The following is a 25356-nucleotide window of genomic DNA, read 5'->3' as shown; positions in this document are numbered from 1 at the left end:
CGATCATCGGATGAGTGCAGGGTACGCGGAGGGCGCACAGGGAGGGAGCCCCCTCACCGGCCTTCGGTGAGGCGGGCTTGGGTGAGCCGGGCCTCCGCCGCCCGCCAGGCCGCCGGGTCACCGGACGGCTCGTAGCGGGTCAGTGGCTGGGTACGGGCGAGCAGTCGGCGCATGTCCGTACGGTCGCCGACGAGCCCGTGGGCCCGGCTCTGGACGAGGACGTTGCCGAGCGCGGCGGCCTCGGCCGGCCCCGCCACCACCGGCAACCCGCAGGCATCGGCGGTGAGTTGGCACAGCAGCGCGTTGCGCGTCCCGCCCCCGACGATGTGCACGACGTCGACGGCATGCCCGGCGAGCCGCTGAGCGTCGGCCACAGCCCGCCGATGCGCGAGGGCGAGGGAGTCGAGGATGCACCGCGTGATCTCGCCCGGCGACCGAGGAACCGGCTGCCCGGAGACCCGACAGGCCTCGGCGATCCGCTCCGGCATCCGCCCCGGCGCCAGAAACCCCGCGTCACCGGCATCCACCACGGACCTCAGCCCCGGCGCCTCGGACGCGGCCCGCAGCAACGTACCCAACTCCGGGTCCCCCCAGGCCCGTACACACTCCTGGAGCAGCCACAGCCCCATGATGTTCCGCAGATAGCGGACCGTACCGTCGAGCCCCAGCTCATTGGTGAAGTTGGCGGCCCGGCTCTCCTCGGAGAGCACGGGCGCGTCCAGCTCAAGACCGGCCAGCGACCAGGTGCCGGTGCAGATATAGGCGAACCGCTCGTCGACGGCAGGCACGGCCGCCACCGCCGAGGCAGTGTCGTGCGAACCGACCGTGGTCACCGGCACGGGCCCGGTGAGCCCGGTCTCCTCCAGCACCTCGGCGCGCAGCACGCCCGCCGGATCACCCGGCTGCCGCAGCGGCGCGAACAGCCCGAGGTCGATGTCCAGCTTCCGCGCGATGTCGTACGCCCAGTCACGCGTCCGGGGATCGATCAGCTGGGTGGTGGAGGCGTTGGTCAGCTCGGTACCGGCCTCGCCCGTGAGCCAGTAGGTCAGTAGATCGGGGATGAGCAACAGGCGTGAGGCGGCGGCCAGTTGCCCGGTACCGCGTGCCGCCGTCAGCTGATAAAGGGTGTTGAAGGGCGCGTACTGCAACCCGGTAGCCGCGTACAACTCGGCGGCCGGGACGGACGCCCACACCTTCTCCGCGACACCCTCGGTACGGGCGTCGCGATAGTGCACCGGATTGCCGAGCAGCGCACGGTCCCGGTCCAGCAGGCCGTAGTCCACGGCCCAGCTGTCGATGCCGACGGAGTCGACCTGCCCCGCTGCCCGCAGCCCGTCCAGCACCCCCGCGTACAGGGACAGCACATCCCAGCGAAGCCCCTCGGGCACCCGCACGGGCCGGTTCACGAACCGGTGCGCCTCGGCCAGCTCCAGCGTGTCGGACCCGACCCGGCCGACCATGACGCGCCCACTGGACGCGCCGAGGTCGACAGCGGCGTACGACCTGACGGTCCGGCTCATCGCAGGAAGGCGGCGGCGACGCCGGCGTCGACCGGGACGTGCAGCCCCGTGGTGTGCGTCAGCTCGCCGCCGGTCAGCGCGAAGACGGCGTTGGCGACGTGCTCGGGCAGCACCTCACGCTTGAGGATGGTCCGCTGGGCGTAGAACTCACCGAGCTTCTCCTCCTCGATGCCGTACGTGGCAGCGCGCTGGGCACCCCAGCCCCCGGCGAAGATCCCGGAGCCACGGACGACCCCGTCAGGGTTGACACCGTTGACCCGGATACCGTGCGCCCCCAACTCGGCGGCCAGGAGCCGCACTTGGTGGGCCTGGTCGGCCTTGGTCGCGGAGTAGGCGATGTTGTTGGGCCCGGCGAAGACGGCATTCTTGGACGCGATGTAGACGACGTCACCGCCCAGCTCCTGGGCGATCATCACCCGCGCTGCCTCACGCGATACGAGGAACGACCCGCGCGCCATGATGTCGTGCTGCAGATCCCAGTCACGCGCGGAGGTCTCCAGCAGCGGCTTGGAGATGGAGATTCCTGCGTTGTTGACCACGAGGTCCACTCCACCGAAGGCAAGCACGGCGTCCCGGAAGGCCGCGCCGATCTGCTCCTCGGAGGTGACATCCACAGTGACGGCGACGGCCTTGTCGGGCCCACCGAGCTCCTCCGCCACAGCCGCCGCGTTCTCCGCGTTGAGATCGGCGACGACGACACACGCACCTTCGGCAACGAGCCGCTCGGCGATGGCCTTCCCGATCCCACTGCCCGCACCGGTCACGAGAGCGACCCGAGTAGCCAGCGCCTTCGGCTTGGGCATCCGCTGAAGCTTGGCTTCCTCCAGCGCCCAGTACTCGATCCGGAACTTCTCCGACTCCTCGATCGGCGCGTACGTCGAGACCGCCTCGGCTCCGTGCATCACGTTGATCGCGTTGACGTAGAACTCGCCGGCGACGCGAGCGGTCTGCTTGTCCTTGCCGAAGGAGAACATGCCGACGCCGGGCACGAGCACGATCGCCGGGTCGGCGCCGCGCATCGCGGGGGAGTCAGGCAGGGCGTTGCGCCGGTAGTAGGCGGCGTACTCCTCGCGGTACTCGGTGTGCAGCTCCTTGAGCCGCGTGATCGCCTCGTCGAGGGGAGCGGAGGCCGGCAGATCGAGGACGAGCGGCCTGACCTTCGTACGGAGGAAGTGATCAGGGCAGGAGGTACCGAGGGAGGCCAGCCGAGGGTGTTCGGCACGCGAGACGAAGTCCAGTACGACGTCGGAGTCGGTGAAGTGGCCGACCTGCGGCTTGTCCTGCGAGGCGATGGCCCGGACATAGGGAGCAAGGGCAGCGGCACGCTCACGCCGCTCGTCCGGTGCGAGGGGGCCGTACCCCTCGACAACCGAGCCGAACGGCTCGGCCTTCCCACGCTCGACGAGGAACGCCTCAGCGGTACGGATGATGTGCAGCGAGTTGTGCTCGCACTCCTCGGCGGTGTCGCCCCAGGCGGTGATGCCGTGTCCGCCGAGGACGCAACCGATGGCCTGCGGGTTCTCGGCCTTCACGGCGGCGATGTCCAGCCCGAGCTGGAACCCGGGCCGCCGCCACGGCACCCACACCACACGGTCCCCGAAACACTCGGCGGTCAGCTTCTCCCCGTCGGCCGCGCAGGCGAGCGCGATCCCGGAGTCGGGGTGCAGGTGATCCACGTGGGCGGCGTCGACGAGTCCGTGCATGGCGGTGTCGATCGACGGCGCCGCCCCACCCTTGCCGTGCAGGCAGTAGTCGAACGCGGCGACCATCTCGTCCTCGCGCTCCACCCCCGGATACACACCCTTGAGTGCGTGCAGCCGGTCCAGCCGCAACACAGCCAGCCCACCCTCGGTCAGGGTCCCCAGATCACCCCCGGACCCCTTGACCCACATCAGCTCCACATCACCCCCGGTGACGGGATCGACATCGGTCCCCTTGGCGGACGTGTTCCCACCGGCGTAGTTGGTGTTCCGGGCATCAGCACCAAGCCGACGAGACCGAGCGATAAGGGCGGCGGCTTCAGGATGGATAGCCATGACGTGAAGAGTCCTTACGTGATGTGGAGCGCCCCTTTAGGGGCGCGGGGAACTGCGCGACAAGCCACAACGGACCGGCAGTCCGCGATGAACCGAACCAGGCAGACGAGACGCGGAAGTCACGCTCCCCAACCGGCCTGCTCCCCACCAACCCGCTCCGCAGCGATCTTCGCCCCCCACCCGCTCCGCGCATACGCAGCGATCGGATCCCCGTCCAACCCCAACTCCTCCCGAACCTCAACAAGCAACGGCCGCACATCCGTGTTGTACGCGTCCATCAAAACCGCGTTGGCGGCCAAGACATCCCCAGCCCGCTGAGCAGCCCCCAACGCCGACGCATCAACAAGGAGCGCCTTGGCGGTCGCCTCCTGCACATTCATCACCGACCGAATGATCGCCGGAATCTTCGCCTCGATGTTGTGACACTGATCCAGCATGAACGCCACCTCAGGCACGAACCCCCCACCCCGGATCACCTCGTACATGATCCGGAACAGCTGGAACGGATCAGCGGAACCGACCATCAGGTCGTCGTCCGCATAGAACCGTGAGTTGAAGTCGAACGCGCCGAGCTTCCCCTCCCGCAGCAGCGTCGCGACGATGAACTCGATGTTGGTCCCGGGAGCGTGGTGCCCGGTGTCGACGACGACCTGTGCCTTCGGCCCGAGCTTCAGGCAGTGGGCGTACGCCGTCCCCCAGTCCGGTACATCGGTCGTGTAGAAGGCCGGCTCGAAGAACTTGTACTCAAGGAGCATCCGCTGGTCGTCGCCGAGCCGCTCGTACACCGCGGCCAGTGCTTCCGAGAGCCGGTCCTGCCGCTCACGGATGTCGTCCTGACCGGGATAGTTGGTCCCGTCGGCGAACCACAGCTTGAGATCGGCGGACCCCGTCGCATCCATGATGTCGACGCACTCCAGCAAATGACCGAGCGCCTTGCGCCGCACCACCGCGTCCGGGTGGCAGATGCTGCCCAGCTTGTAGTCGTCGTCCTGGAAGGTGTTCGAGTTGATCGCGCCCAGCTTCAGGCCGCGCTCCTCCGCGTACTTCGCCAGGGCCGCGTAGTCCTCGACCTTGTCCCACGGAATGTGCATCGCGACGGTCGGCGCGACCCCCGTGAAGGCGTGCACCTGGGCGGCGTCGTCCAGCTTCTCGAAGGGGTTGCGGGGTACGCCGGGCTGGGCGAACACCTTGAAACGGGTCCCCGAGTTCCCGTACGCCCACGACGGCGTTTCGATGGCCTGGGTCTTGAGAGCGGCCTTCACCGCGCTGCGCTCGGTCACTGCGGGACTCCTGTGACATCGGGTCGGAACGACGACTGGGAAACAGTCTGCGGAACGACGTTCGGAACGACGATCTGATGAAACGATTCAGAACGGGAAGCTATGAGCCCCTCGAAGGGGTGTCAACCCCTCTGACCAACTCAGGTTGCCGTGACTTGGCCGCGACCTTCAACTATCGAAAGAATTTCGACACGGACCCATTGACGTGACATGGCTCCCGTGTCTAACGTCCCGGCAACCCAGTTGAAACCTTTCACGACATCGTGAGGCCAGTCCCAACGGCGTCGTCGAGGAGCCCTCATGACCCACCCGTCCGACCCGGGGCCGGCCCCAGTGCTGGCGCTCAAGGACATCTCCAAGTCCTTCGGTGCGGTGCGTGCCCTGCGGGACGTCTCCCTGGAGCTGTTCCCCGGTGAAGTGCACGCACTCGCCGGTGAGAACGGCGCCGGCAAGTCGACCCTCATCAAGACGCTCGCCGGCGTGCACCGACCGGACGCCGGCCAGGTGCTGCTCGACGGCGCGCCCGTCGTCTTCCACGGCCCCGGCGACGCCCGCGACGCCGGAATCGCCGTGATCTACCAGGAGCCGACGCTCTTTCCCGATCTGTCGATCGCCGAGAACATCTTCATGGGCCGCCAGCCGCGCCGGGCCCTCGGCCGGATCGACCACAAGGCCACCCACTCGGCGACCGCCGCCCTGATGCGGCGCCTCGGCGTCGAACTCGACCCCGACCGTCCCGCTCGCGGCCTGTCCATCGCGGACCAGCAGATCGTCGAGATCGCCAAGGCCCTCTCCTTCGACGCCCGCGTCCTGATCATGGACGAGCCGACCGCCGCCCTCACCGGCAGCGAGGTCGCCCGCCTCTTCGGCGTGGTACGCACCCTGCGCGAACAGGGCGCCGCCGTGCTGTTCATCTCGCATCGACTGGAGGAGATCTTCCAGATCTGCCAACGGGTGACGACCCTCCGCGACGGCGCCTGGATCGCCAGCGAGCCGATCGACGGCATGACCGAGGACGATCTCGTACGCCGCATGGTCGGCCGCGACCTCGACGAGCTGTACCCCAAGCAGGACGTGACGGCCGGTGAAGTCGCCCTCAGTGTGCGGCGGTTGACCCGCGAAGGCGTCTTCACCGACGTCTCCTTCGAGGTGCGGCACGGCGAGATCGTGGGCCTCGCGGGGCTTGTCGGCGCCGGCCGTACCGAGGTAGCCCGGGCCGTCTTCGGCATCGACCGCTGGGACGCCGGCGAGGTCGAGGTGGACGGCACGGTCCTCACCAACGGCGCCCCCTCCACGGCCATGGCCGCCGGGCTCGCCCTCGTCCCCGAGGACCGGCGCGCCCAGGGCCTGGTGATGGACATGTCCATCGAGCGGAACATCGGCCTCACCGGTCTGCGTACGACCGTCAAGGCAGGCCTCATGGACCGGGGCGCCGAGCGCAGCCGCTCCCTCGACTGGGCCGTCAAGCTCCAGGTCAAGTACGCCCGGATCGCCGACACCGTCAACACGCTGTCCGGCGGCAACCAGCAGAAGGTCGTCCTGGCCAAGTGGCTCGCCACCGGCCCCAGGGTGCTGATCGTCGACGAGCCCACCCGGGGCATCGACGTCGGTACGAAGGCCGAGGTGCACCGCCTGCTCGGCGAGTTGGCCGCCGACGGGGTGGCCGTCCTGATGATCTCCTCCGACCTGCCCGAGATCCTCGGTATGGCCGACCGCGTGCTCGTGATGCACGAGGGCCGCCTCACCGCCGAGATCCCGCGCTCCGAAGCAACCGAGGAAACGGTGATGGCCGCAGCCACCGGGAGGGCCGCCGCATGACGGTGACCGCTCCCAACCCCGCCCCCGCCGCCGAGGTGCCCAAGGCCGGCGCCACCCGGCTGGTGGACCGCGTCTTCAAGATGCGCGAACTCGCCATCCTGGTCGTCTTCCTGGTGATGATCGCCGTCACCCAGGCAGGCAACAGCGAGTTCCTGTCCGAACAGGGCATCAAGGACCTGCTGCTGAACGCGACGATCCTGGTCCTGGTCGCCACCGGCCAGTCGCTCGTCGTCATCACCCGCAACGTCGACCTGTCCGTCGGCTCCACCCTCGGCATCAGCGCCTTCGCCGCCGGGGTCTACCTCCAGGACGGCGGAAACCCCGTCGTGGCCGTCGCCCTGGCCGTCCTCATGGGTATCGGGTTCGGGCTGCTCAACGGGCTGCTCGTCAGCTTCGGCCAGGTACCCGCGCTCGTCGTCACCCTCGGCACGCTCTACATCATCCGCGGCATCGACTCCATCTGGGTCGGCTCCCGCCAGATCACGGCGGCCGATCTCCCGGACGGATTCGTCGACTTCGGCTCGGGCGGCATCACGGCGGTGCCCTACCTCGCGCTGATCGCGCTCGCCGTACTCATCGCCACCGCCTACTACCTCAAGCACTTCGGCGGCGGCCGTGAGCTGTACGCGCTCGGCTCCAACCCCGAGGCCGCCCGGCTCGCCGGCATCCCCGTGCGCAAGCGGATCCTCGCCGCGTACACCTTCTGCGGCGCTCTCGCCGGACTCGCCGGCGCGCTCTACCTCGCCCGGTTCGGCAACGTCGACTCCAGCACCGGCAACGGCTACGAACTCACCGTCGTCAGCGCGGTCGTGGTCGGCGGTGTGGTCTTCACCGGCGGCTCCGGCAGCGTCTACGGGGCCGCGCTCGGCGCGCTGCTGCTGACCTCCATCAACAGCGTGCTGCCCGCCCTCGGCGTCAGCTCGGTGTGGGTCATGGCCATCAACGGCATCCTGCTCATCCTCGCCATCGCCGTCGACCGGATCGTCGCCCTGCGCGTGGCGTCCGCACTGAAGAAGAGGAACGCCCGCCATGGCTGACTCGTCACTCGCGCGCGCGATCCGCGGGTCCTCCTTGAAGAGGTGGGACTCCGCCGTCGGCGTCCTCCTCGTCGTCGTGCTGCTGCTGTCCTTCGGGTTCGTGGACGGGTTCGGCAACGGGCTCAACCTGTCCTTCCTGATCGGCAACACCCTCCCGATCGCGCTCATCGCGCTCCCGATGACCCTCCTCGTCGTCTCCGGCGAGATCGACCTCTCGGTCGCCTCCACCGCAGGCCTCTCCGGCGCGGTGATGGGCGCCCTGTGGAACCAGGGCATGACGATCGAGACGATCATCCCGATCTGTCTGCTCCTCGGGGTGGTCTGCGGACTGATCAACGGGCTGCTCGTCACCCGGCTCGGGCTGCCCTCCCTCGCCGTCACCATCGGCACCATGGCCGCCTACCGGGGCATCGCACAGATCGTGCTCGGCTCCGACGCGGTGACCGACTTCCCCACCCAGTACCTGGACTTCGCGGCCGGACGCATCGGCGACACGTTCGTCCCGTACGCCCTGCTGCCCTTCCTGGTGCTGCTCGCGATCGCCGTGGTCGTGCTGCACGCCACCCCGTTCGGCCGGTCGCTGTTCGCGATCGGGGCGAGTGAGGAGGCCGCTCGCTTCGCCGGTATCCGGGTGAAGCGGCAGAAGTTGATCCTGTTCGCGGTGACCGGGCTTACGGCTTCTCTGACCGGGATCTTCTGGGCGCTGCACTACGCCAGCGCTCGCTATGACAACGCCACCGGGCTTGAACTCTCCGTGATCGCCGCCGTGTTGCTCGGTGGGATCGACTTCGACGGGGGGAAGGGCACGCTGGGTGGCGCCATCGCCGGGGTGTTCCTGCTCGGGGCGCTGCAGAACGTGATGAGCCTTCAGGATGTCTCGGCTCAGTCGCAGATCGTCGTCACGGGCGTCTTGCTGGTGCTCTCCGTGCTGGGACCTCGGGTCGCTCGGCAGGTCTCACTGGCTCGGGCCTCGCAAAGGCTGACGTAAACGGTTGTTTGCAGACTGCGGACCGGTTGTGGCTGGTCGCGCAGTTCCCCGCGCCCCTGTCGGGGCGCGTCTCACTCGCCCTCTGTTCAAAGGAACCCGTCATGCGTAAGTCATCCGTCCGTCGTGCCTCCGCGGCGCTTGCCGCGGCCACCTCGCTCGCTCTGGCCCTCACTGCCTGCGGTGGTACCACCAAGGAGGATGTGAAGGACGAGGGGGCCTCGGCCGCCGCCACCGGTAAGGCCGACCCGAACGCGGCCACCAAGAAGGGGCTGACCGTCGGCTTCCTGCCGAAGCAGGTCAACAACCCGTACTTCACCTCCGCCGACAAGGGCGGCGAGAAGGCGCTCCAGGCACTGGGCTCCACCTACAAGGAGGTCGGGCCGTCCAGCGCCACCGACACCTCCGGGCAGGTGTCGTACGTCAACACGCTCACCCAGCAGCAGGTCGACGCGATGGCCGTGTCGGCGCAGGACCCGGGTGCCCTGTGCACCGCGCTCAAGCAGGCCATGAAGAACGACATCAAGGTCGTCACGTACGACTCCGACACCAAGGCCGACTGTCGCAACGCCTTCGTCTCGCAGGCCAGCGCCGAGGACCTGGGCCGTACCGAGGTGCAGCTGCTCGCCGAACAGATCGGCTACAAGGGCGAGATCGCGATCCTGTCCGCCGCGCAGACCGCGACCAACCAGAACGTCTGGATCGACTTCATGAAGAAGGAGCTGGAGGACCCGAAGTACAAGGACATCAAGCTGGTCAAGATCGCGTACGGCAACGACGACGCCCAGCAGTCCTTCCAGCAGACCCAGGGTCTCCTCCAGGAGTACCCGAACCTGAAGGGGATCATCTCCCCGACCACCGTCGGCATCAAGGCCGCCGCCCAGTACCTGTCCGGCTCGAAGTACAAGGGCAAGGTCAAGCTGACCGGCCTCGGCACCCCCAACGACATGCGCAAGTACGTCAAGAACGGCACCGTCGAGGGCTTCGAGCTGTGGGACCCGGCGAAGCTCGGCGAGCTGGCCGCGTACACCGCCGTCGCGCTGGTGTCGGGGCAGATCACCGGCAAGGAGGGCGAGACCTTCAAGGCCGGCGACATGGGCTCGTTCACCATCGGCGCGGACGGTGTGATCAGCCTCGGCAAGCCCACCGTGTTCACCAAGGACAACATCGACCAGTTCAACTTCTGATCCCCTGGGGGCTGTTGATGCAGCGCGTGTGCTTTCTGCTGAAGGTCAGGGCGGACCGCCTCGACGAGTACCGCGAGCGGCACGCCGCCGTGTGGCCCGAGATGCTCGACGCGCTCTCGGCCACCGGCTGGCACAACTACTCGCTCTTCCTGCGTGAAGACGGCCTGCTGGTCGGCTACTTGGAGACCGAGGACTTCGCCGCCGCCCAGGCCGGCATGGAGGCCGCAGAGGTCAACGCCCGTTGGCAGGCGGAGATGGCGCCGTTCTTCGAGTCGCTGGACGGCGCCCGCCCCGACGAGGCCATGAAGCCCCTCACCGAGGTGTTCCACCTCGCCTGAACCCCGCTTGAACTCCTCTCTCACCTCGCCAGACAATGGAGTCCCCCGAGATGAAAAGACGTACGTTGCTGGGCGCCGCCCTCGCCGGTGCCGTGGTGACCCCCGCCTTCGCCGTCGGCAGCGCCCGCGCCGCCGACCCCGGCCCCTCGGTCACCCAGACCGGCAACACCACGCTCGACTCCCAGGCGGTCTTCTTCGTCTCCTACGACGGCCTGGTCAACAACAACTCGTTCCAGAAGAACGCCCTGTTGACCTACAAGGGCTACCAGTACGCCGTCTGGTACACCGCCGACAAGAACGCCGTCGTCGGCCGCCGCGTCCTCGGCGCCACCACCTGGTCGACGGTCCAGGTCGGGCACACCCTCAAGTACAGCGACTCCCACAACGTCATCTCGATGGGCGTCTCCAAGGTCGACGGCCGGCTCCACCTCAACATGGACTCGCACAGCGACGGCTTCACCTACGTCAAGTCGGTCGCCGGGCTCATGGACAATCCCGCCGGGCTCAGCTGGACCGCCGCCCGCTTCGGCTCACCCCAGTCGACGCTCGACGGACTCGCGCTCACCACCCAGTTCACGTACCCCCAGTTCATCTCGACGCCCGAGGGCAGGCTCCAGCTCAGCTACCGCGTCGGCGTCTCCGGCAACGGCCGCAACGCCCTTGCCGAGTACGACGGTTCGACCTGGACGGCGCTCGGCGAGTGGACCAGCTCCACCGGCACGTACACCAGCGAGCACGGCTCCTCGACGGTCCGCAACATGTACCTGCACGGCATCGACTACGACAAGAACGGCCGCCTGCACTCGTTCTTCACCTGGCGCGAGCAGAACGGCGCCGTGATGTGCAACAGCGGCGGCATCACCAACCACGACACCGGCTACGTCTACTCCGACGACCGGGGCCGCACCTGGCGCAACAACGCGGGCACCGCCGTCGGCACGACCGGCGGCACCGACACGGTCGCCGTGACCGACAGCGGGCTCGTCGTCGACTCCCTCAACCCGGACCACTCCCTGATGAACCAGGAGAGCCAGTTCACCGACTCGTCCGGTCTGCCGCACGCGATCATCAGCTACGTCCCCGGCCGCTTCGGCCAGTGCACGACGAACTACGTCACCAACCGCACCGCCAACGGCCGCGCCTTCCACGTCCGCAAGAACTCCGCCGGCACCTGGCAGAAGACCGAGATCCCGGTCCCCCTCAACTCCAGCCAGCGCACCAAGCTGGTCCTCGACAAGTACGACAACGCGTACGCGATCCTCCCCTTCGGGCGGATAGCCGGCGCGTCGAAGTCCTCCGGGTACACCGACTGGGCGCTGCTCTACGACGGCAGCACACTCAACGCCTTCGGTGAGGTCGTCGTCGACGAGACACGGATCGCCCAGGACAACGTCCTGTCCGTCCTCTACCAGGAGAAGTCGAGCGGTACGACCCCGTCCGCGCTCCATGTCGTCGACTTCAGCCTTCCCGCGTGACCGGATTAGGCCGGATTGGCAAGGGCCGGGCAGGTCGCGGTTAATGTAAGGGCCTGCCCGCCACCGTTCGTTTCCCTGGAGGTCCCCGCCCGATGGCCCAGCCGGTGGGTATCAAGGACGTCGCCCGTGCCGCCGGAGTCTCCGTCGGCACGGTCTCGAACGTCATCAACCGTCCGGACTCGGTCGCCACCGAGACCCGGGCCCGGGTGTTGTCCGCGATCGACCGTCTCGGCTACGTCCGCAGCGAGTCTGCGCGTCAGCTGCGCGCCGGGCGCAGCCGCATCATGGGGCTGCTCGTCCTCGACATGGGTAACCCCTTCTTCGTGGACGTGGCACGCGGCGCCGAGCGGGCCGCGCGCGACGCCGGGCTCGGTGTGATGGTCTGCAACAGCGCGCAGAGCGCCGGCGAGGAGGCCGACTACCTGTCGCTCTTCGCCGAGCAGCGGGTACGCGGAGTGCTGCTCACCCCGGCCGACGCCACCGGCCGCAACATCGCCTCCTTCCGCCGGCACGGCATCCCGTTCGTGCTGGTCGACCGGGTCGCCGAGGGCACCACCGAGTGCTCGGTCTCCGTGGACGACGTCGCGGGCGGCGCCCTGGCCGTCCGCCATCTCATCGACGCCGGCCATCGCTCCATCGCGTACGTCAGCGGCCCGCCCGGCTTCAACCAGGTCCGCGACCGCCGTACGGGCGCCCTGAACGCGCTCGCCGAGGCCGGCCTCAGCCCCTCGGCCCTGCGCGAGCTGCCCACCGAACGCCTCGACGTGGCGGCGGGCCGGGACGCGGGCGCCCGCCTGCTGGGCCTCGCCGAGCGCCCCACCGCGGTCTTCTGCGCCAACGACCTGCTCGCCCTCGGCGTCCTCCAGGCCATGTACGCGGCCGGCGTCGGCGTCCCCGACGACCTCGCGATCGTCGGCTACGACGACATCGAGTTCGCCGCCGCCGCGGCCGTCCCGCTGACCTCCGTACGCCAGCCCGCCGTGACCATGGGCGCCCTGGCCGCCGAACTCCTCCTGGAGGAGACCGAGGCGGAGACGGAGACCGGGCCCAGGCGGCACGAGCACCGCAGGGTCGTCCTCCAGCCGGAACTGGTGGTCCGCCGCTCCAGCCTGTCGGCCCGCTGAAGTCCGGAACTGATCGTGCGTTCAGTACGTTGTCATGATCCAGGGGCTCGGCAGGGCCGCGAACATGTGCTGAACTGGGGCGGCCTGGAATCCAACCGTCTCGGGAGCACCGTTGACCGTCAGCTACCGCCAGCCCGGCGTCGTCCTCACCGACCGCCGCTTCACCGTGCCCCTGGACCACGACGACCCCGGGGGCGAGACCATCGAGCTGTACGCCCGTGAGGTCGTCGCGAGCGGCGAGGCGGACCGGGACGACCTGCCGTGGCTGCTCTATCTCCAGGGCGGTCCGGGCTTCGGGGCGAATCGTTTCGTCGGCCAGGCGGCCTGGCTCGGCCGGGCCCTGGAGGAGTTCCGTGTCCTCCTCCTCGACCAGCGCGGCACCGGCGCCTCCACCCCCGCCAACCGCCAGACGCTCCCGCTGCGCGGCGGCCCCGCCGAACAGGCCGCCTACCTGACCCGCTTCCGCGCGGACTCGATCGTCCGGGACTGCGAGGCCATCCGCCCGTCGGTCACCGGCGGCGCCCCCTGGACCGTCCTCGGCCAGAGCTTCGGCGGCTTCTGCGCGGTGCACTATCTGTCGTCGGCGCCCGAGGGTCTGACCGCCGCCCTGATCACCGGCGGCCTCCCGTCCCTCGACGGACACGCGGACGACGTCTACCGGGCCGCCTACCCCCGTATCGAACGCAAGGTCACCGCGCACTACGCGCGTTACCCCCAGGACGTGGAACGCGCCAGACGCATCGCCGAGTACGTGATCGGCCACGAGCCGCTCCTCCCGAACGGCTACCGCCTGACCGTCGAGGCATTCCAGTCCCTCGGCAACCTCCTCGGCAGCGGCGAGGGCAGCCACCGGCTGCACTACCTCCTGGAGGACGCCTTCGTCCGCACCCCCGACGGCACGGCCCTCTCCGACGCGTTCCTGGAAGAGGCCCAGGGCCTCCTGTCGTACGCCGGACATCCGCTGTACGCCCTCGTCCACGAGGCCTGCTACGGCCAGAACTCCCGCCCTACCGACTGGTCCGCCGAGCGGGTACGCGCCGAGTTCCCGCAGTTCGACGCGGGCAAGTCCCTCGCGGGCGACGCCCCGTTGCTGTTCACCGGCGAGTCGGTCCACCCCTGGTTGTTCGACGTCGACCCGGCTCTGCGCCCCCTGCGCGAAACCGCCGAACTCCTCGCCGCCCACACGAACTGGCCGCCCCTGTACGACCGTTCCCGCCTCGCCGTCAACGAGGTGCCGGTCGCCGCGGCCGTCTACCACGACGACATGTACGTCGACACGGGCCACGCCCTGGAGACCGCGCGGGCGATCCGGGGGCTGCGCACCTGGGTGACCGACGAGTTCGAGCACGACGGGGTACGGGCGGGCGGACCGCGCGTACTCGACCGGCTGCTGGCCCTGACCCGCGACGAGGTGTGAGGACGGGCAGCCGGTGAGTCAGGCGGCGACGGCCAGGGTGCCGACGCCGCGCAGCGGGCCCACCGCCCGGCCGTCCGGCAGGAGTTCGCCGGTGTCGTCGAAGACGATCGTGCCGTTGCAGAGCAGGTTCCAGCCCTGCTCGGGGTGGGCCGCGACGATGACCGCGGCGTCGTGGTCCGGGCTGTCGACGGACGGGCACGGAGGCTGGTGGGTGCACATGGTCTCTCCCGTGTGTCAAAGGTCTGCCTCAGTAGTAGAGCGGAGGTTGTTTTCCTCTGTATGTGGAGACCCCGACACGCCAGGAAATTCATCTGTGAGGTTTCTGCTCAGGCAGCCGCCAACTCCTCGCCCGGGGCCCGGCGTTCGAGGTGCAGCCGCAGCCCCTCCGGCATCACCGTCAGCCGTTCCGTCACCCGCAGCCGGTAGTCCGGGTCGGGCTTGAGGTCGTAGCGGCGCAGCAGCAGGCCGAGGACGAGTGTCGCCTCGTGCAGCGCGAACTGGCGGCCGATGCACGCCCGTGCCCCGGTGCCCCAGGGCTTGAACGCGTGGGCGGGGCGGGCGCGTACGGCCGCCGCGTCGAAGCGGTCCGGGTCGAACCGGTCGGCGTCGGCGCCCCAGACCGCCGGGTCGCGGTGCAGCAGCGGAGCGAGGACCAGCGTCCAGGCGCCCTCCCGCATCGGATGCTCCCCGCCGAGCACCGTGTCGTGCCGGGCCTCGCGGGAGAAACCGGGAGCCGTCGGCCACAGCCGCAGCGACTCGTCCAGCACCCGGCGCACGTACCGCAGCTTGGCGACCTGGTCGTAGCCGGGGACGGCCGCCCCGCCCCAGACGCGGTCCACCTCGGCGCGGGCGCGGGCGGCGATCTCCGGGTGCTGGGAGAGATAGTGCAGGGCGAAGGAGAGCGCGCCGGACGTCGTCTCGTGGCCCGCGATGAGGAAGGTGAGCACCTGCCGGCGCACGTTCTCCGGCGCGAGGCGTTCACCGGTCTCCGGGTGGGCGGTGTCGAGCATCCGGTCGAGCAGATCGCCGCCGCCCTGGCCGTCCGACGCCCGGCGGGCCCGTACGAGGTCGTCGACGGTGCGGTTCAGATACGCCATGGACGCCTCGTTGCGGCGCGTCGCCCGGCGCAGCAGCAGCGGGGCGAGCGGTGCAGGGACGACGTTCAGATACTGCGCGTGGTTCAGGGCGCCGACCATCGCCGTCACGAACGGGTGCGGACGGTCGCGTTCGAACGAGCCGAAGTCGTGCCCGAAGCCGGTGCGGGCGATCGTCTCCAGGGTCAGTTTCGTCATGTCACCGGGCACGTCCACCGCGCGGCCCGCCGCCCGTTCCCGGTCCCAGTGGTCGGTGAGCCGCTCGGCCACGGCCAGCATCATCGGGTGGTAGTCGGCCATCGCCTCGCGGCTGAAACCGGGGGCGAGGACGTCGTGCGCCAGCTGCCAGTTGGGCTCGTGGTTGTACGCCGTGAACAGCCCGTCCCCGGCGATCGGGCGCAGGTTGGCCACCCCGAGGCCAACGTGCTTGGCGAAGCGTGACTCGTCCGCGAGATCGGCGGTGAGTTCCGCGCCCCACACGAACACGATCTCCTTGCCGAACGCCTTGCGCCGGAAGATCGGCCCGAGGCGCTGCCCGACGCTCATCGAGTCCTGGAGGGGAGTGCGGGGACTGACGCCGACCAGGTCGCCGAGCAGCGGAATCCGGCGCGGCGGATGCGGAATGCGGTGCAGCTCCGGCCAGCCCAGCTCGGCACTGCGGAATCCCCTGGGCGAAGCGCTCCGGGTCGCCGTCTCGGTCATGACGCCATCTCCCTTGATCCAGTGGCGTGTTGAGCCTGTTGTACGTGGATTCAATAACGGTTTCAGTCTGGTCCCGCTGTTGAATCGACGTCAAGTAGCGTCGAGTAAAGTGCGGGCATGACCGCGAAAGAGGGGGAGCGCACACGACGGCGGTTGAGCACCGGCGAGCGCCGGGAGCAGCTCCTGTCGGTCGGTGCGCGTCTGTTCTCGGAGAGTCCGTACGACGAGGTGTGGATCGAGCAGGTCGCCGAGATCGCCGGTGTCTCGCGCGGGCTGCTCTACCACTACTTCCCGACCAAGCGGGACTTCTTCGCGGCGGTCGTGGAGCGTGAGAGCGAGCGCATGATGCGGATGACGGCCGCTGTCCCGGGCGTCCCCGCACGCGAGCAACTGGACGCCAACCTCGACGCGTTCCTCGCGTATGTCGAGGAGCACGCGCACGGCTATCGCGCCTTCCACCGTGCCGACGCGTCCGGCGACCAGGCCGTACGGAAGGTCTATCAGCGGGCGTTGGCCACGCAGGAGCGGCAGATCCTCGAAGCGCTCGCGGCCGACCCGGAGTTCGGGAGACTGGCCGAGGAGCGGCCTGAACTGCGCCTCGCCGTCCGTGGCTGGCTGGCGTTCACGACCGCAGTCTGTCTGGAGTGGCTGCGCGGCTCGGACTTGTCCCGGGAGCAGGTGCGGGATCTGTGCGCACGGGCGCTGCTGGGCACCCTCGCGCTCTGAACGCCCCCTGAACCCGGCCGATTCGCGGTCGATTCACGGCTGGGTCGCGGTACAGGAATCGCACAGGATCACGGGAGGTGGTTGGCGTGCGCCCAGATCTTCGATAGGTTAGGCAAGGCTTACCTAAGGAGGTTTGGGATGGGTGACAGTCCGACCTGGACGGCCGCGCCCGCGGCGGCGGAATGCGCGCGCTCGGTGCTCGCGGCCGCGTGGTCCTGCGCGGTGACCGCGGACGGCGGGCGCGAGGAGTTCGTCGGCGCGCACACCGTCGGCGAGGACGGCCGGGTGATCCTGGACGTGCCGGCGGACAGCACGCTGCTCGCCGCCGCCGTCTGTGCCCCGCGCGGCGAGCCCTCGGCCGTGCTGGAGTTCGCCGACGTCTCGCCCGTCCCCGTGCGCAACCGGATCCGCGCCCGGCTGTGGATGGCCGGCTGGTTCTCCGTCGAGGGCGAGCAGCTGGCGTTCCGGCCGACGCGGGTGGTGCTGCGCCAGACGTCCGGTGCCACCGTCGTCGACCTCGACGAGTTCGCCGCCGCCGAGCCCGACCCGCTGGCCACGGCCGAGGCCGGCCTGCTGACCCACCTCGCCGACTGCCACGGCGACGCCGTCGAGCGCCTCACGCGGCTGGTCGAGCCGGAGAGCCTGCACGGCGCCGTCAAGGTCCAGCCGCTCGCCGTCGACCGGCACGGACTCACCCTGCGCATCGAGCGGGCCCGCGCCCACGGCGACGTACGGCTGGCGTTCCACCGGCCCGCCGACACCGTGGCGCAGCTCACCGAGCGCATGCACATCCTCCTCACCCAGGCCAGCGCCGCCTCCTGTCCCCGCGCGCTACAGCGGCAGCGCACAGACGACGACGGGTGACGCGAACGGCTCGCCCGCGAGCCGCAGTTCACCGCTCGCAGGGTCGACGCGGAAGACACTGACCGTGCTCGACCGCTGGTTCGCCGCGAACAGCAGGTTCCCGTACGGGGAGAGGGCGATGTGGCGCGGGAAGTCACCGGCGACCGGCACCGTGTCGAGGAGCCGCAGCCGGGCACCGTCCGCCTCGATGGCGTACCGCGTCAGACTGTTGTGGCCGCGGTTCGCCAGATACGCGAACCGCCCGTCCGCGGTCACCACGAACTGGGCCGGGTAACTCGTGCCCGAACCGGTCCCCGTGGACTGCGCCTCCCCGATGGACAGTCGCCCGGTGGCGGGGGAGTAGCCGCAGACCGCGACCGTGTTGTCGACCTCGTTGGCGAGATACACGTACCGGCCGCCGGGATGGAAGACGAGATCGCGCGGGCCCGCGCCCGGCCGGGTCTGGTCGCGCGAGACTTCCGTGAGCGTGCCGCGCGTGAGGTCCAGGCGGTACGTGTAGACCGTGTCCGTGCCCAGATCGACCGCGAGGACATGGCCGCCGTCGGGGCTGGTGACGAACTGGTGCGCGTGCGGGCCCTGTTGGCCCGGGCCCGGCGCCGGACTGGAGTGCGTGACCAGGTCGGTGCGCTCGTCCAGCGCGCCCGAGGCGTCGATGGGGTGCACCGCCACGCTGCCGGAGCCGTAGTTGGCGCTGAGCAGCCACCGTCCGCCCGGATGCACGGACAGATGACACGGCCCCGCACCGCCGGTGCTACGTGTGCCCAGCACCTGATGCGGCTCGCCCTCGCGGCCGAGTCGGATCGCGGTCACGCCGCCGTCCTCGCGCTCGTTGACCGCGTACAGGGTGCGCCCGTCGGGATGCACGGCGAGATACGACGGGTCACCCACGCCGGTGACGGTCCCGGCGCCGGTGATCCGCCCCGATTCCGGGTCGTAGGTGGCCAGGCCGATGCCGGTGCCGCCGCCCTCGACGGAGGTGTAGGTGCCGAGGAAGAGGGGGCGGGGAGCGGTCGGTAGAGGGGCTGCCGCTGCGGATGATTCCGGTGCCGGTGATTCCGGCGCGGTGGCGGATTCCACCGGTACGGCCGCCATGGCTCTGGCCGGGACGGACGCGGCCGCGGCGCTGCCCGCCGCCGCACCCACGAACCGACGCCTGCTCCAGCCGCCGCGCGTACCTCGCGCCGGTTCCGTACCACCGCTCATTACCTGCACCCCGGGTCTCGGTCGCCTCGGCCGCTGTCGACTGTGACAGCAACTCTGACGTGGATCACCTGTGATGTGCAAGAGGAGCAATGGGCGTTGCATAGGATGCAATGGGTGGGGGTGGTTTTTCTCGCCCCCGCCGCCCCTACCCGTCCCATCCCTGGGGGCTGCGCCCCCAGACCCCCGCTTATCGGCCTGAACGGCCTCGTCCTCAAACGCCGGACGGGCTGGAGGTGGCTGGCCTGGGTGGGCGGGCTGAACGGGCCTCGTCCTTGAATGTCGGCCGGGGTTGGCATTTCAGCCCGTCCGGCTTTTGAGGACGAGCGCGTTCAGCGCGACAAGGGGGGTCTGGGGGCGCAGCCCCCAGGGATGGGAACGGGTAGGGGCGGCGGGGGCGAAATCAGCTACCAGTCGCCGTCCTCCACCGGCTTCCCCGCCAGCGGCTTCACCTGTCCGGGCGACGGCTCCTGCCACGGCTCGTGGTCGTCGCCGAGCCAGTCGCCGACGGGTTTCACGGCCCCGAGGGGATCCGTGGGGGCGAGATCCTCGGCGTCCTCGTCGTAGTAGTCGAACCAGGGCAGGCCCGCCCGGGTGTAGGCCGCCCGGTCCACGGGCGACGGCGGCGGGGCCTCGCCCGTAATGCGGCGCCACTCGGGCGGCGTCACGAGGTGTACGAACACGCGTCCGGCGGGGCGCTCGGCCCATGCCGTGAGCGGCCGGTCGTCCCGGTAGACCTCCTGGCGCATCGAACCGCCGACACCCAGCCCCATCGCCGCCCCCGACCGCTGCGGAGCCGCCGCGCCACTCGGCGCCGGCATCGCCATGGGCGCCATGGGTACAGGCCCGCCGTAACCCCGGTTCCGGGCGGTCGCCGCCCGTTCCGCCCGCCGGCGCTCCTCCTCGCGCCACTTCGCCAGTTCCGCGTCGGACAGCGGGAACGACTGGAGCTGTACGCCGCCCCACACCTCCTCGCCCGTGACCTGGCCCTCGACGGTCGCGCCCAGCCCGAGTGGCACCGCCACGAACTGCCGGACCGTGCCCTTGCCGGAGTTGATGCCGTCCAGCCAGGGCTGGCGCGGCAGCACCACGTAGTTCTGCGGCTTCCGCGACAGCCGGTCGCTCCACGGCTCGCCCGACACCGCGCACACCTTGCCCACACCCACCTGCAACGCGGCGGGCTCCACGGTGCCCGCGAAACTCAGCCACATCGCCTCGCGCAGATACACCGGCAGCAGCACCCCGCCGCGCGCCCGCCAGGCCTCCGGCACGGTGTCGGGATAGTCGGCGACCCGGCGCACCGGGAACTCGCCGAGCCCCGGCGGCAGCGGATGCGTGCCCGTCTCCGGCAGCCGGAGGGTGCGGACGAACCGTACGGCCACACCGCCCGGCAGCCGCAGGGTGTTGCCTTCGATCCGCACGCCGGAGTCACCCATGCGCCGCCCCCTTGGTCCTCAGTCGTTCTATGTGACGTTCTATGTGACTTTCTATGTGACTTCGTCACATAGAACGACGTGACACGGCCTTGCGGTTCCTGCCCGGCACGCGCACCCGCTTCAGGTGCTTCCGCAGCCGGGTCAGCCGGGGCATCCGCTCCCGCTCCTCCCGGGTGCAACGGTCCAGCTCCTCCAGGAGCCGCCGGGAGCGGTGCTCGGTGTCCAGCTCGTCGAGGATGCGGTTGACCTCGGTCAGGACGGCCCCGTGCAGCTGCCACTGGGCCGCGTCCTGCTGGATCTCCGCCAGGAGCAGCTGGGCCAGCTTGTCGCGGGTGGCCGTCGCGGCCCGGAGTTCGGTGGCGAGCCGGGTCTCCGCCGACTCGGCGCTGACACTGACGTCGGTGGTCACGAGGACCGCGAAACTGACCACGGCGTCGGCGATCTCGGACAGCAGCCGCTCCAGCGCGGCGCCCGTCTCCGGGGCGAACAGCGGCTCGGGTTCCCGCTCCTTGGCCAGGTCGGTGAGGCTGCGGGCGAGGACGCGCAGGACGACCGTGCAGATCTCCAGCGTGTCCAGGCCGGTGCGCAGCACCACCCGGTGCAACAGGCCCTCCCGGACCCTCGGGTTGAGCCGCAGACTGTCCTCGGCCTGCTGCAGGGCCGCGTCCACCTCGACGATGTCGTGGTCGAGCCGACGGGCCTCGTGCAGCCGGGCGGTCGCGTGGTCCACGGGAGTGCGGCCGGCGGCCTCCTCGCCCATCCGCAGCATCAACTGCCGTACCCGGCGCGCCAGATCCTCGATGGACTCGCCGGCCGCTTCCACCCACACCGGGGGAGCCAGCAACAGGTTGAAGGTGAGCCCGACGACCGCGCCGATCACGGTCTCCAGGACCCGCGCCCAGGCCGTGTCCCCGACCCGGGTGACCCCCAGCACCAGCATCGCGCTGATCGCCACCTCGGGCACGAACTCGCTGACCCGCACCAGATGCCCGACCACCAGCGAGGCCAGGATGATCAGTGCCAGGCTCCACCAGGTCAGGCCCATCAGCACGCTGAAGCCGATCGCGATGACGACCCCGGCGACCACGGAGTTCACCCGGCGGATGCCGGTCTTGATCGTGGCGTAGAGGGTGACCTGGACCACCAGGAGCGCGGTCAGCGGAGCGGTGAGCGGCGCGGACTCGGGACTGACGCGGAGGGCGACGACGTACGCGATCGTCGCGGCGGCCGCCGACCGCAACGTCTGGACGACCACGGGCTCGCGGTGCCTGCCCACGAACCGGACGACGGACGCCGTCCACTCACCGGGTACCACTCGCATGTGCGCGCACGCCTCCTTCCCGCCCATCCCGCAAACGGACCGAGCGTACTCACGGCAGGCCGCGAGCGCGTGCGGCGCGGAGGGAGGTATTCCTCACGTGATCAGGGATGTTTCCCTTCGTTGACCACAGGTTTTGTTGACGAGGTCGACCAGGTCGACCAATAAGTTGTGGATCTTCGGGCCGTCCGGTGATCTGCTGGTTCGTATGGCCGACGACCCTGATTCCCCGCACGCGAAGGCGCTCCGCCATGTCGCAGCCCTCTCCACCGGCCCCGCCGTGCCCCCGGATCTCCGGGTGACCCTGAACTTCCACCCCGACCGGACGGTCCGCGAACTGCCCCTGCTGCGGGCGCTGGCCCAGGAGGGTGTCTACCGCTCGCAGTTCGTCACCGGCACCAGCAACGGCGGGCTCACCGCCCGTCCCGGTGGCGACCGCTGGCGCTGGGAGAGCCGGATGTTCGCGGGGACGTACGACCGCGTGCCCGCCCACCAGCGCCCGGTGTACGGCGCGTTGAACTTCCGCCGCCAGGTCGTCGGCGCCGCCCCGAGGTTCGGCTCCTCGCACTTCCGGCTGACCGGCGCCGCCCTCGCGCGGGCCACCTTCTGCTACCCGGACAGCGCGGCGGAACCCGCCCACTTCGGGGTCGCCGCCGGAATGTCCCTCCTCGCCCTGGCCGAGGCGGACGAGCGGGACGCGCTCGACGACTACATCGAGGCCCAGATCCACGGCCCCGTCCTGCTCGACCGGGACGTCGAGGCGCTGGTCCTCGACGCGAGCTATCGCGGCACCCCGGTGGAGAAGGCGGCCCGCACCCTGCCCGTACCGCTCGAATGGCACCCCGGATACCGGCTCTCCGTACGGGAGTTGCGCCGCCACGCCGACTACCGGGGACCCGAGTACGTCGAACTGGGCGCCCGGATCGCCGAGGACGGCCATCTCGACCCACGGATCATCGGGGACGCGGTCCGCACCGGCCGTCATGAACTCCAGCACCTGAAGATGGTGTGGCACTGCCTCGCCCGGTTCGGAGCCCCCGAGGGAGCGGGCACCGCCCGTTCGAGCTGAGCGGCAAAGGGTCCAGAATGTCCCTGCACAGCTGGCCTGTCCTGTGGCGGACGGGTCCGGTTCCCGATCCGTTCCGCCCCTGCTTCCGTACTCTGTTCCGGGGCCGCTCGCAGGGCGCGGACGCGGCCGGTCGAGACAGGGGAGGCACGGAGACGGTGACCGATTCGTGGGAGCGGGCCAGACAGATCCTCATATCGGCGGGGTTGCCGCCGGACAGCCTCGTGGGCTGCCGTCCGCTCACCGGTGGGACGTACAACGCCGTCGAGGAGCTTCGGCTGGCCGACGGCAGCCGGTACGTCCTGAAGGTCCCGCCGCCGGAGACGGTACCGGGGCTCAGTCACGAGGTCCGACTGCTCGTCTCCGAGGCGGAGTTCTACCGCGCCGCCGGCGAGGTCGGCGTACCGTCGCCGAGTCTCGTGGCCCTCGGCGACGGCCATCTGCTGATGACCGCCTGCCCGGGCGACCCCTGGGACGACTCCCCGACCGATGCCGAGCGCGTGCTCCTGAGGGGTGAGCTGGGCGGCCTGGTGGCCCGCCTGCACACGGTCACCGGATCGGCCTACGGCTACCCCTCCGGCGCCCTCGGCCCCCTCGCCCCCGACTGGCGTACCGCCTTCACGACGATGTTCGACGCGGTGCTCGACGACGCCGTTCGCTACGGCGCGTGGCTGCCGGTCCCGGTGGACGAGGTGGCCCGCACCGCCCGGGACGCGTACGACGCCCTCGACGAGGTCACCGTGCCCCACCTGGTCCACTTCGACCTCTGGCAGGGGAACATCCTGGTCGACCGCTCGGCCGGGGCGCCGCGCATCGGTGGCCTCATCGACGGCGAGCGCATGTTCTGGGGCGATCCGGTGGCCGACTTCGTGTCGCTGGCGCTGCTGGAGGACATCCGGGGCGACGAGGCGTTTCTGCGGGGCTATCGGGATGCCGGAGGACAGGTCGAGTTCGATGAGGGGGTCTGTCGGCGGATCGCTCTGTACTGCTCCTACCTGTACCTGATCATGCTGACCGAGGTGGTGCCCCGGGAGATGGGGGAGGAGCGCAAGGAGTGGGCACGGAAGGTGGTCGGGCCTGCGCTGACGGGAGCCTTGGGAGATCTCCCACGGGCGCGCCGCCCGCGCTAGTTCGGTGTGTCGCAGTGCGTTGTCTGGTGCGGTGCAACTGTCTTTGGGAGAACGTGTGCGGTGGTCGGTGGCCCGATGACGGACTTCGGCGCGATCGACGCCCTGCTGGCCGGTGCCCGCCAGGAGGTGCCGGCCCTCGGTCGAGGTGCGGCGCGGGCTGCGGGAAGGGCTGAACCTCTCGCGCGCCCAGGTGGCGCAGGCCCTCGGCGTGAGTCCCTCCACTGCCGGGGGGTGGGAGTCGGGGCGGGACCCCAGCGGCGAAGTGCGCGAGAAGTACGCCTACTTCCTCGACGGGGCGCGTACGCGGCCACGGCCAGTGAGCCTCCCACGACCGCGAAACCCGCAGCCCCTGCAACCGCCGCCGTCGCTGCACTACCTCACGCGTACCGACCATGCCAGGTCGGCGGCACGGGAGGCGGGGCTGACGGTCACCGACCGTACGCTCAAGGCGTGGCTGGAGGGCAGACGCAGCCCGTCGAAGCGGAACCTGGAGAAGATCGAGACGGCGTACTGGACGGTCCGCCGTCAGAACGTCGCCCGGTATCTCGTCGGGCGGCTCAACGCCCGGGGCCGGGGCACGCGAGTCGAACTGCACCCCCTCAACCAGTCCCAGGTGGACCGGCCGCGCCAGCGCGTGGTCGAGTTCCGCACCCTCAACATCCGGCACTGGGACCTGCTCGTCGAGGCCTGGTCCACCGGCGACACCCAGGCCTTCGACGACGCCTGGACCGACCAGATCGTCGACCTCGGCTCCCAGTGGGGCCAGTACGAGTACGTCACGAACGTCGGTTTCGCCGCCTGAACCCCGGCCCCGAACCCGATCCCGGAGCCGGGGCCGGCGCGAGATGATCGTGCCATGAGTGAGATCATCCTGATGTCCGACGCGAAGGTGGCCGCCGTACCCGTCGAAGAGAGCGGCGACCCGCTCGTGGACGTGCGAGGCGCCCTGCTCACCGACGACAGGCAGCAACACGCGTCCGGCGGCGCCCAGTTCCACCTGCGGCAGGGCGTCCTCGGCCGGCTGCTCGACGCGCAGGCACTGCTTCCCGACGGCATCCGGCTGCTGTTCGTCGAGGGCTACCGGCCGCCCGCCCTGCAACGCCGCTACTTCGACGAGTACTCCGCCGAACTGCGCGCCCAGCACCCGGACTGGCCCGAGGACCGCCTCCGTTCCGCGGCCAGTCGCTATGTCTCCCCGCCCGAGATCGCCCCGCACAGCGCGGGTGCCGCCGTCGACCTGACCCTCGCCGACACCGACGGCCACGAACTCGACCTGGGCACAGCCATGAACGCCAACCCCGAGGACAGCGCGGGCGCCTGTTACACCCACGCCACCAACATCGACGCCAAGGCCCGCACCCACCGAGAGATCCTCGGCAAGGCCCTCAGCGAGGCCGGCCTGGTCAACTACCCCACGGAGTGGTGGCACTGGTCCTACGGCGACCGCTACTGGGCCCTGACGACAGGAGCCCCGACGGCACTGTACGGCCCCAAGGAGCTGGCCCCCAGGCACGCCTGACGGCACTGGAACGGGGGGCGGCTTTTTTTGGGGGCTCGGGCGCGCACCGCGCCCCGATAGGGGCGCGGGGAACTGCGCGACCAG

At 70.1% G+C, this 25356-nt stretch carries 22 protein-coding genes; 14 read left to right on the top strand and 8 right to left on the bottom strand.

Going from position 1 to position 25356, the window contains the following annotated elements:
* Nucleotides 1-53: 53 nt before the first annotated feature.
* The 3 genes from LUX31_RS02370 to rhaI all read right to left on the bottom strand — a co-directional run bounded on the left by LUX31_RS02370 (nucleotide 54) and on the right by rhaI (nucleotide 4836).
* Nucleotides 54-1520: a rhamnulokinase gene (locus tag LUX31_RS02370; protein ID WP_235472841.1), complete on the bottom strand. Its 1467-nt coding sequence runs from the start codon at nucleotides 1518-1520 to the stop codon at nucleotides 54-56.
* A complete protein-coding gene (locus LUX31_RS02365; RefSeq protein WP_235472840.1) occupies nucleotides 1517-3556 on the bottom strand; it encodes a bifunctional aldolase/short-chain dehydrogenase in 2040 nt (679 codons plus the stop codon). Before LUX31_RS02365 ends, LUX31_RS02370 begins: the two co-directional genes overlap by 4 nt.
* A gap of 119 nt (nucleotides 3557-3675) precedes the next feature.
* Nucleotides 3676-4836, bottom strand: a complete 1161-nt coding sequence (gene rhaI, locus LUX31_RS02360; protein WP_235472839.1) for an L-rhamnose isomerase — start codon at nucleotides 4834-4836, stop codon at nucleotides 3676-3678.
* 300 nt (nucleotides 4837-5136) lie between these two features.
* On the opposite strand from rhaI, the gene LUX31_RS02355 reads away from it, so the two are divergent.
* From LUX31_RS02355 to LUX31_RS02320, 8 genes are all read left to right on the top strand, one after another.
* A complete protein-coding gene (locus tag LUX31_RS02355) occupies nucleotides 5137-6654 on the top strand; it encodes a sugar ABC transporter ATP-binding protein (protein ID WP_235472838.1) in 1518 nt (505 codons plus the stop codon).
* Nucleotides 6651-7691, top strand: coding sequence for an ABC transporter permease (locus LUX31_RS02350; RefSeq protein WP_235472837.1), 1041 nt, complete (start codon nucleotides 6651-6653; stop codon nucleotides 7689-7691). The genes LUX31_RS02355 and LUX31_RS02350 overlap by 4 nt, the downstream gene beginning before the upstream one ends.
* Nucleotides 7684-8679, top strand: coding sequence for an ABC transporter permease (locus tag LUX31_RS02345; RefSeq protein WP_235472836.1), 996 nt, complete (start codon nucleotides 7684-7686; stop codon nucleotides 8677-8679). Before LUX31_RS02350 ends, LUX31_RS02345 begins: the two co-directional genes overlap by 8 nt.
* Before the next feature lie 101 nt (nucleotides 8680-8780).
* Nucleotides 8781-9863 carry a rhamnose ABC transporter substrate-binding protein gene (gene rhaS, locus LUX31_RS02340; RefSeq protein ID WP_235472835.1) on the top strand — a complete coding sequence of 361 codons (1083 nt, stop codon included), beginning with the start codon at nucleotides 8781-8783 and terminating at the stop codon, nucleotides 9861-9863.
* 17 nt (nucleotides 9864-9880) lie between these two features.
* Nucleotides 9881-10201, top strand: a complete 321-nt coding sequence (locus LUX31_RS02335; protein ID WP_235472834.1) for an L-rhamnose mutarotase — start codon at nucleotides 9881-9883, stop codon at nucleotides 10199-10201.
* 50 nt (nucleotides 10202-10251) lie between these two features.
* On the top strand, nucleotides 10252-11676 hold the full coding sequence (locus LUX31_RS02330) for a BNR repeat-containing protein (RefSeq protein ID WP_235472833.1): 1425 nt from the start codon (nucleotides 10252-10254) through the stop codon (nucleotides 11674-11676).
* 92 nt (nucleotides 11677-11768) lie between these two features.
* Nucleotides 11769-12800: a LacI family DNA-binding transcriptional regulator gene (locus LUX31_RS02325; protein WP_235472832.1), complete on the top strand. Its 1032-nt coding sequence runs from the start codon at nucleotides 11769-11771 to the stop codon at nucleotides 12798-12800.
* Between the two features lie 112 nt (nucleotides 12801-12912).
* Nucleotides 12913-14217, top strand: coding sequence for an alpha/beta fold hydrolase (locus LUX31_RS02320; RefSeq protein WP_235472831.1), 1305 nt, complete (start codon nucleotides 12913-12915; stop codon nucleotides 14215-14217).
* Nucleotides 14218-14235: 18 nt separating this feature from the next.
* Here the strand turns inward: LUX31_RS02320 and LUX31_RS02315 are convergent, their stop codons facing one another.
* Complete coding sequence (locus LUX31_RS02315; RefSeq protein WP_235472830.1) at nucleotides 14236-14436, bottom strand: DUF5999 family protein; 201 nt, start codon at nucleotides 14434-14436, stop codon at nucleotides 14236-14238.
* 107 nt (nucleotides 14437-14543) lie between these two features.
* A complete protein-coding gene (locus LUX31_RS02310; RefSeq protein ID WP_235472829.1) occupies nucleotides 14544-16013 on the bottom strand; it encodes a cytochrome P450 in 1470 nt (489 codons plus the stop codon).
* Between the two features lie 117 nt (nucleotides 16014-16130).
* On the opposite strand from LUX31_RS02310, the gene LUX31_RS02305 reads away from it, so the two are divergent.
* Nucleotides 16131-16739, top strand: coding sequence for a TetR/AcrR family transcriptional regulator (locus LUX31_RS02305; RefSeq protein ID WP_235472828.1), 609 nt, complete (start codon nucleotides 16131-16133; stop codon nucleotides 16737-16739).
* Nucleotides 16740-16877: 138 nt separating this feature from the next.
* Entirely contained in the window at nucleotides 16878-17603 is a 726-nt protein-coding gene (locus tag LUX31_RS02300; protein ID WP_235472827.1) for a DUF2470 domain-containing protein, read from the top strand.
* Here the strand turns inward: LUX31_RS02300 and LUX31_RS02295 are convergent.
* The 3 genes from LUX31_RS02295 to LUX31_RS02285 form a co-directional block, all read right to left on the bottom strand.
* The gene (locus LUX31_RS02295) at nucleotides 17571-18806 is read right to left on the bottom strand and encodes a lactonase family protein (protein ID WP_235472826.1); all 1236 of its coding nucleotides are present in this window, start codon (nucleotides 18804-18806) and stop codon (nucleotides 17571-17573) included. The genes LUX31_RS02300 and LUX31_RS02295 overlap by 33 nt on opposite strands.
* Before the next feature lie 404 nt (nucleotides 18807-19210).
* Nucleotides 19211-20239 carry a hypothetical protein gene (locus LUX31_RS02290; RefSeq protein WP_235472825.1) on the bottom strand — a complete coding sequence of 343 codons (1029 nt, stop codon included), beginning with the start codon at nucleotides 20237-20239 and terminating at the stop codon, nucleotides 19211-19213.
* A 64-nt stretch (nucleotides 20240-20303) separates the two neighbouring features.
* A complete protein-coding gene (locus tag LUX31_RS02285; protein ID WP_235472824.1) occupies nucleotides 20304-21560 on the bottom strand; it encodes an aromatic acid exporter family protein in 1257 nt (418 codons plus the stop codon).
* A 205-nt stretch (nucleotides 21561-21765) separates the two neighbouring features.
* On the opposite strand from LUX31_RS02285, the gene LUX31_RS02280 reads away from it, so the two are divergent.
* The 4 genes from LUX31_RS02280 to LUX31_RS02265 all read left to right on the top strand — a co-directional run bounded on the left by LUX31_RS02280 (nucleotide 21766) and on the right by LUX31_RS02265 (nucleotide 25272).
* Nucleotides 21766-22626: a DUF3626 domain-containing protein gene (locus LUX31_RS02280; RefSeq protein WP_235472823.1), complete on the top strand. Its 861-nt coding sequence runs from the start codon at nucleotides 21766-21768 to the stop codon at nucleotides 22624-22626.
* Nucleotides 22627-22781: 155 nt separating this feature from the next.
* The gene (locus tag LUX31_RS02275; protein ID WP_235472822.1) at nucleotides 22782-23753 is read left to right on the top strand and encodes a phosphotransferase family protein; all 972 of its coding nucleotides are present in this window, start codon (nucleotides 22782-22784) and stop codon (nucleotides 23751-23753) included.
* A 112-nt stretch (nucleotides 23754-23865) separates the two neighbouring features.
* The gene (locus tag LUX31_RS02270; RefSeq protein ID WP_235472821.1) at nucleotides 23866-24555 is read left to right on the top strand and encodes a helix-turn-helix domain-containing protein; all 690 of its coding nucleotides are present in this window, start codon (nucleotides 23866-23868) and stop codon (nucleotides 24553-24555) included.
* A gap of 54 nt (nucleotides 24556-24609) precedes the next feature.
* On the top strand, nucleotides 24610-25272 hold the full coding sequence (locus LUX31_RS02265; protein WP_235472820.1) for a M15 family metallopeptidase: 663 nt from the start codon (nucleotides 24610-24612) through the stop codon (nucleotides 25270-25272).
* Nucleotides 25273-25356: the final 84 nt, after the last annotated feature.

Source organism: Streptomyces sp. GQFP, assembly GCF_021545335.1.
Classification (GTDB): domain Bacteria; phylum Actinomycetota; class Actinomycetes; order Streptomycetales; family Streptomycetaceae; genus Streptomyces.
Note: the sequence above shows the minus strand (reverse complement) of the source record. Positions and strands in the feature narration are given on the sequence as shown.